Origin of the sequence: Micromonospora sp. RV43 (genome assembly GCF_001029515.1) — a bacterium.
GTDB lineage: Bacteria > Actinomycetota > Actinomycetes > Mycobacteriales > Micromonosporaceae > Micromonospora > Micromonospora aurantiaca.
Genome location: NZ_LEKG01000017.1, coordinates 54,450 through 60,833, shown reverse-complemented (window position 1 = coordinate 60,833; position 6,384 = coordinate 54,450). Strand labels below are relative to the sequence as shown.

At 75.2% G+C, this 6,384-nt stretch carries 4 protein-coding genes; all 4 read left to right on the top strand.

The genetic code is table 11. The features are described 5' to 3' along the window. The first annotated feature begins 117 nt into the window (after positions 1 to 117). The 4 genes from ABD52_RS06810 (at position 118) to ABD52_RS38115 (ending at position 6,383) form a co-directional block, all read left to right on the top strand. Positions 118 to 2,472 carry a hypothetical protein gene (locus ABD52_RS06810; RefSeq protein WP_047891190.1) on the top strand — a complete coding sequence of 785 codons (2,355 nt, stop codon included), beginning with the start codon at positions 118 to 120 and terminating at the stop codon, positions 2,470 to 2,472. A 33-nt stretch (positions 2,473 to 2,505) separates the two neighbouring features. Further along, a complete protein-coding gene (locus tag ABD52_RS06805) occupies positions 2,506 to 3,144 on the top strand; it encodes a hypothetical protein (RefSeq protein WP_053065312.1) in 639 nt (212 codons plus the stop codon). Then, positions 3,141 to 5,558, top strand: a complete 2,418-nt coding sequence (locus tag ABD52_RS06800; protein ID WP_047891189.1) for a DNA translocase FtsK — start codon at positions 3,141 to 3,143, stop codon at positions 5,556 to 5,558. The genes ABD52_RS06805 and ABD52_RS06800 overlap by 4 nt, the downstream gene beginning before the upstream one ends. A 90-nt stretch (positions 5,559 to 5,648) precedes the next feature. Beyond that, a complete protein-coding gene (locus ABD52_RS38115) occupies positions 5,649 to 6,383 on the top strand; it encodes a Pycsar system effector family protein (protein ID WP_082171230.1) in 735 nt (244 codons plus the stop codon). Position 6,384 lies beyond the last annotated feature (1 nt).

Below are 6,384 nucleotides of genomic sequence, written 5' to 3'. Positions count from 1 at the left end.
CCCCGACCGGCACGGCCACGGCCGTCACCGACCCGGCGTCGATCCCGACGCCGCGTACCAGCAGGTCACCCGGCACGGCGGCCCCCCCTCCCCCGTCGAGAGTCGAGGTGATCCACGATGGTCCACACCAAGCCCGGCCTGACCGCCGTCGAGGCCATGGCCGCGCCGCCGGCACCCGCGTCGACGGGACCCACCGCCGCGCAGATCCGCGCCGACCGCGAGGCCCGCCGCCGCGACCGGATGCGCTACCGCCTGCGCCACCAGACCGCCCCGCACAAGGTCCTCGTGGCCGTGTGGTCCGCCGCGTGGCTCGCCCGCGCCGCCGTGTGGCTCACCGGCGACGCCGAAGCCGTGGCCGCCGCGACCGCCGGCACCGCCGGCCTGGCCGCCGTCATCGTCGCCATGGTCCTGCGCCGAGGCCGCACCCGCCAGGTCCGCACCTGGCTATACACGTGCCTGGCCGCCGCCGTGACCTGGCTGACCGTCGCCGCCGGCAACGGGGTCGACTGGACCATGACCGCCGCCCTGGCCGGCATCGGCTTCGGCCTGGCCACCCCGTGGTGGCGGTACCACCGCATCCCGAACGTCACCCCGGCCACCGCGCCGACGCCGGCGTTTGACCTGGACAGCGTGCCCGCCCTGTGGGCCGCGAACGTCGCCAGCAAGGGCGGCGCACTGCCGGAGTCGTACCTGACCGACCCGCAGATCAGCGCCAACAAGGAGCGCTACAACGTGCAGCTGCGCGCCGGCCGCCAGTCGATCGCCACCGCGATGGCCGCGCTGACGCTGATCGCCTCCGGCCTGCACGTCGCCCAGGAGGACATCGTCCTGGAGCGCCACGACTCCGGCGACGCCTCCCGCGTCGCGCTGACCGTGGTCCGCAAGTCCCCGATCAAGGTGTCGCAGCCCTACCGGGGCCCGCAGCTCGACTACGACCCCGCCACGGGCGTCGGCACCGTGTTCCTCGGCCCCTACGCCGACGGCGAGGGCCTGGCCCCGTGGAAGCTGTTCAGCCACAACTCCATCTGGGGCGGCCTGGTCGTCGGCGGCATCGGCTCGGGCAAGTCCCGGCTGCTGGAGGCGCTGCTGTGCTCCATGCGCGACTCCGGCCTGGTCACCACCTTCTACGGCGACCCGCAGGGCGGCACGTCGTCGGACGCGCTGGCGAGCAACGCCACCTGGGCCGCGCGCGGCAACGAGCAGATCATGGCCATGCTGCGCGGCCTGGACCGCCTGGTCTACTGGCGCGGCATCGAGAACTCCGCCCGGGGCCGCAACGGCTTCACCCCCCGCCCCGACCGGCCGGGCATCCTCGCCGTGCTCGACGAGTGCCACATGATCCTCAGCGACGCGGTCTACGGCGAAGAGGCCACCGCCATCTGCGAGCGCATCGGCCGCGTCGGCCGCAAGCTCGGCATCGCGCTGATCCTCGCCTCTCAGGAGGGCGACCTGCCGACCTTCGGCGGCAGCAACGGCCTGCGCAACGCGGTGCGCCGCGGCAACACCGTGGTGCTGCGCACCACCAACACCCAGACCGCCAGCGTCCTCAACCTCGACTTCGACCCGACGCTGCTGCCCGACCTGCCCGGCTACGGCTACACCGTCGCCCCGGTCGGCACCACCGACCGCACCGCCCCGTTCCGGTCCTACTACCTCGCCGAACTCACCGACGACGAACTCGACGCCGTGCACGCCGGCGCCGAGCCCCGCGAGGGCACCTCCCACTGGTGGCTCGCCCACACCCCCGACGCGCCCCTGGACGGCGACCTGGTCGCCCTGCGCGCCCTGGGCACCCCCTACGCCGAGCGCAACGTCGCCGTCGAGGCCGCCCGCGCCGAACTCACCGGCCAACTCGACGACCTCATCTCCGGGCGCATCGACGCCGTGGAGTTCGCCACCCCGAAGGCCACCCCGGCCGACGCCGGGCAGGCCGCCGGCTACGGCAAGGTCGTCGCGTTCCCCGGCGCCCTGAACCTGGACGCCCCTGTCCAGACCCCGACCACGGCGGCGGCCCCGGCCGCCGCGCCGGACCCGTCCGGCCTGACCCCCGCCGCGCGTGACGTCTACCAGGCCATCAAGGCCGGCACCACCCGCAAGGGCGAACTGGTCACCCTCACCGGCCTGTCCGACAGCGGCGTCATCAAGGCCCTGTCCGAACTCATGGCCCGCGGCGACGTGGTCAAGGCCCGCCACGGCCACTACGGCCTCGCCGGCGACCAGCCCGCCACCGACGCCGCGGACGTCGCCGTCGACGAGCTGCTGCGCCAGGCCGTCGCCCTGGTCGTCACCTCCGGCATCCCCACCCCCGCGATGCTCACCCGCCGGCTCACCGTCACCACCGAGCAGGCCCGCTGGCTGCTCGACCGCATGACCGAGACCGGCGTTCTGGGCCCCGCCGGGCCCGACGGCACCCCCACCGTGCTCGTCACCGCCGACCAGCTCGACCAGACCCTCGCCGACATCGACGCCTGACCCCCGCCACCCATCGACCGAAGGAGAACCCCCGTGGAACCGCAGTTCAACGCCGGCATCGACTCCCCCGCCGATGCCTGCCCCGCCCCGACCACCCCGGCGGCCCGCCGCCTGCCGGCGTGGGTCACCCGGGCCGACACCTGGATCGTCGCCGGCGTCCTGACCGTCCTGGCCGCGCTCGCCGGCGGCGCGCTGTGGCTGCTGTGGAAGCTGATCACCGGCCTGCTCGCCGCGCTCGACGCCGGCGGGCGGATCGCCGACGACGCCGGGCGGGCCGCCGCCACCTGGGTGGCCCACGGCCCGATCAGCCGCACCATCACCGCGCCCGTGCACGCCTACCTCGACAGCCACGCCGTCGGCCTGCCCGCCACCGCCGAGCAACTGCGGTGGGGCTGGCTCATCACCGGCGTGGTCCTGCTCGTCGCCGCCAGCTTCGGCGCCCGGGGCGCCCGCATCGGCTGGTGCCTGCACGGGGTGAGCACCGCGGCGATGGTGTGGGCCGCCAGCCCACTCGACAACCGCGAACTCGCCGTGGCCGTCACCGCCGCCGTGTGGTCCCTGCTGGCCGTGCCCGCCTTCGCCCGCACCCGGGCCGCCGCCCCCCGGCACACCACCGTCGTGATCACCCGCCCCGCCGGCGCGGATTCCGCGGAATCGCAGGTGGCCCGATGACCACCACGCGCGCCGGCGCCCGGCGCACCACCAGCACCCGCCGCCCGGCCCGCCGGCCCGCCCGACGGAAGAAGACCAACGTCATGAAGACCACCGGCAAGGTCACCGCGATCAGCTGGATGGGCGCCGCCGGCGGGGCCGGCTGGCTGGTCCGCCGCGCGGCCGAGCCGACCGTCGACGCGCCGTTTGGCTACCGCGACGGGACCGGCCTGGCCCTGACCCTGACCAGCGTCGGACTCGGTATCGGAGCGTGGTGGCGACCCGGCGGCTGGGCCGGCGCCCTGCCCGGCGGACTGGCCGACCTGTGCGCCCTGTTCGTCGGCCAGGTCACCTGGACCATGCCCGCCCTCCTGGCCGCCGGCGCGGTGCTGGCGTTCCGGCACCCCCGCGGAGCCCGGGTACGCCGCAGCATCGGCGGTGGACTGCTCACCGCGGCCGGGGTGACCGGCCTGGTCGACCTGGCCGTCGCCCCCCGCGTCCCGCACGCCGGCCTCGGCGAGGCCGGCGGCCTGATCGGCCGCCTCGCCGGCCGGGCCCTGGCCGCCGGGATCACCGGCTGGGCGGCGGTGCCGCTGCTGCTGGCCGCCACCGCTGCCGGGCTGCTGCTGGCCATCGGCGCCACCCGCGAGAGCCTGCGGGCCCGCCTGACCGGCCTGTCCCCCGCCGGCACCCGCCGGCCCGCCGCCGTCACGGCGACGGCTCCGGTCTGGTCGGACGACGTCGCCAAGGTCGACCCCGACGACGACGAGGTGGTCGTCGACGAGGTGGTCAACCCGGCCCCCGCCGCACCCGCTCCTGCGGCCCACGTCGTCCGGCCCGTCTCTCCGGCCGCGCCGACCGCGTCGACCACCCGCCCCGCCGAGGCTCCGGCGGCCGGCTCCCGCTACCACCTGCCCCCGCTGACCCTGCTCGCCGCCGGGGCCCGGCCCAAGGCCCAGGACACGGCCACCGCCGCCCACGCGCAGGCGCTGCAGGGCGTACTGACCGACTTCAAGCTCGACGCCCGCGTCAGCGACCACCGGCGCGGCCCGGCCGTCACCCGCCACGAGATCACGATCGGGCCCGGCGTGAAGGTCGAGAAGGTCCTCGGCCTGGCGAAGAACTTCGGCTACGCCGTGCGGACCGAGAACATCCGGATGCTGGCCACCATCCCGGGCAAGAGCGCCATCGGCGTGGAGGTGCCCAACGAGCACCGGGAGATCGTCACCCTCGGCGACGTCATCCGGGGCGCCGCCCGCGACCAGCACCGGCTGCTGGTCGGGCTGGGCAAGGATATCGACGGCGCGGCTGTGACCACGAACCTCGCGGCCATGCCGCACCTGCTCCTGGGCGGGGCCACCGGTGCCGGGAAGTCGGGCTGCCTCAACACCCTGCTCGTGTCGATCCTGACCCGGGCGACCCCGGACGAGGTGCGGCTGCTGCTCATCGACCCCAAGCGGGTCGAGCTGACCGCCTACGACGGCATCCCCCACCTGGTCACCCCGATCATCACCAACGCCCGCAAGGCCGCCGACGCCCTGGAGTGGGTCGTGCGGGAGATGGACATGCGCTACGACGACATGGCCGCCCACGGCTGCCGGCACGTCGACGAGTTCAACCGCAAGGTCCGCGCCGGGCAGATCACCGCCCCGGCCGGCAGCGACCGCACGCTGGAGCCGTACCCGTACCTGGTGGTCGTGGTCGACGAGCTGGCCGACCTGATGATGGTCGCCCCCCGCGACGTTGAGGACTCGATCGTGCGGATCACCCAGCTCGCCCGCGCCGCCGGCATCCACCTCGTGCTGGCCACCCAGCGGCCCTCGGTGGACGTGGTGACCGGACTGATCAAGGCCAACGTGCCGTCCCGGCTCGCCTTCGCCACCAGCTCGCTGACCGACTCCCGGGTGATCCTCGACCAGCCTGGCGCCGAGAGGCTGCTCGGCCAGGGCGACGGGCTGTTCCTGCCGATGGGCGCCTCCGCCCCGGTCCGGATCCAGGGCGCGTGGGTGTCCGAGGCCGAGGTCACCGCCGTCGTGGAGCACTGGCGCGTCCAGGCCGCCCCCGCCTACGACCCGACGGTTACCGCCGCTCCGACCGCCGACACCACGGCGACCGGCGGGGCTGTCGACGCCGCGGGCCTGGACGACGCCGACCGGGAGCTGCTGGTCCAGGCCGCCGAGTTGATCGTCACCAGCCAGTTCGGCTCGACCTCGATGCTGCAGCGCAAGCTGCGCGTCGGGTTCGCCAAGGCCGGCCGGCTCATGGACGCCCTGCACCAGATGCGCGTGGTCGGCCCGTCCGAGGGCTCCAAGGCCCGCGAGGTGCTGCTGCGCCCCGACGAGCTGCCCAACCTGCTCGCCACCCTCACCGGCCAGCACGCCGACACCGACGGCCCGGCGACCAACGTGGTGCCGTTCCCCCGCACCGGCCGCTAACGCGGCGCGGGCGGCCCCCTACGCCTTCCGAGCTCGGGGCCGCCCGCCACACCCCATCCATCCGCATCAGATGAGAGAGGAGCACCACCCATGGTGCCTGATTCCGCGAACTCGGCCCAGCTCGGCGCCCCGTACGCCAGCTCCTACGACGCACGCGGCCACCGCCGGCACTTCCAGATCCCCACCGCCGGCGCCCACGCCGTGCTCGTGGAGATCTCCCCCGGCCTGACCGACAGCACCTCCCGCTGCACCGGCTGCGGCATCACCGACAGCGACTTCAGCGAGCTGGAGATCCTCGCCCGCGCCGGTGCCCACGCCTCGGCCTGCGGCCGAGGCACCGTCACCGCCGCCCTGGACGCTGAGGTCGCAGGTGTGCGCGCCGAGCTGCTCCGCGTCGACCCCAAGGCGTCGGGCTACCTGCAGATGGCCGGGGTGCTGCTCGGCGCCGGCCTGGCCGTGCTCGGCGGCGCTGGAGCCGGCGGCCACCTGCCCACCACCGCGGTGCTCACCGGTGCGGTCACCGCCGCGGTGGTCCTCGTCGCCGTGGTCCTGCTGCTGCTGGCCTCCCGGCCCCGCCTGGCTGGCGGGTACGGCTTCATGGCCTACGCCGACGCCGACGACGCGCAGACCGTGCTGACCCGCCTCGCCGAAGGCGACGTTGAGCACGTCGCGCAGATGACCCCGCTGACCCGCGCGCGGGAGCTGTGGCTGCTCTCCCGTGCCGTTCGCGCCAAGTACACCGCCATCGCCCGCGCGGTGCCGCTGCTGCTGGCCGGCTACGCCGGCGCGGCCGTCACCGCCGCCCTCGCGATCTGGGGACGGTGAC

Coding starts and splice junctions, on each gene's coding strand:
- ABD52_RS06810 (WP_047891190.1), top strand. CDS start 118: ATGGTCCACACCAAGCCCGGCCTGACCGCCGTCGAGGCCATGGCCGCG.
- ABD52_RS06800 (WP_047891189.1), top strand. CDS start 3,141: ATGACCACCACGCGCGCCGGCGCCCGGCGCACCACCAGCACCCGCCGC.
- ABD52_RS38115 (WP_082171230.1), top strand. CDS start 5,649: ATGGTGCCTGATTCCGCGAACTCGGCCCAGCTCGGCGCCCCGTACGCC.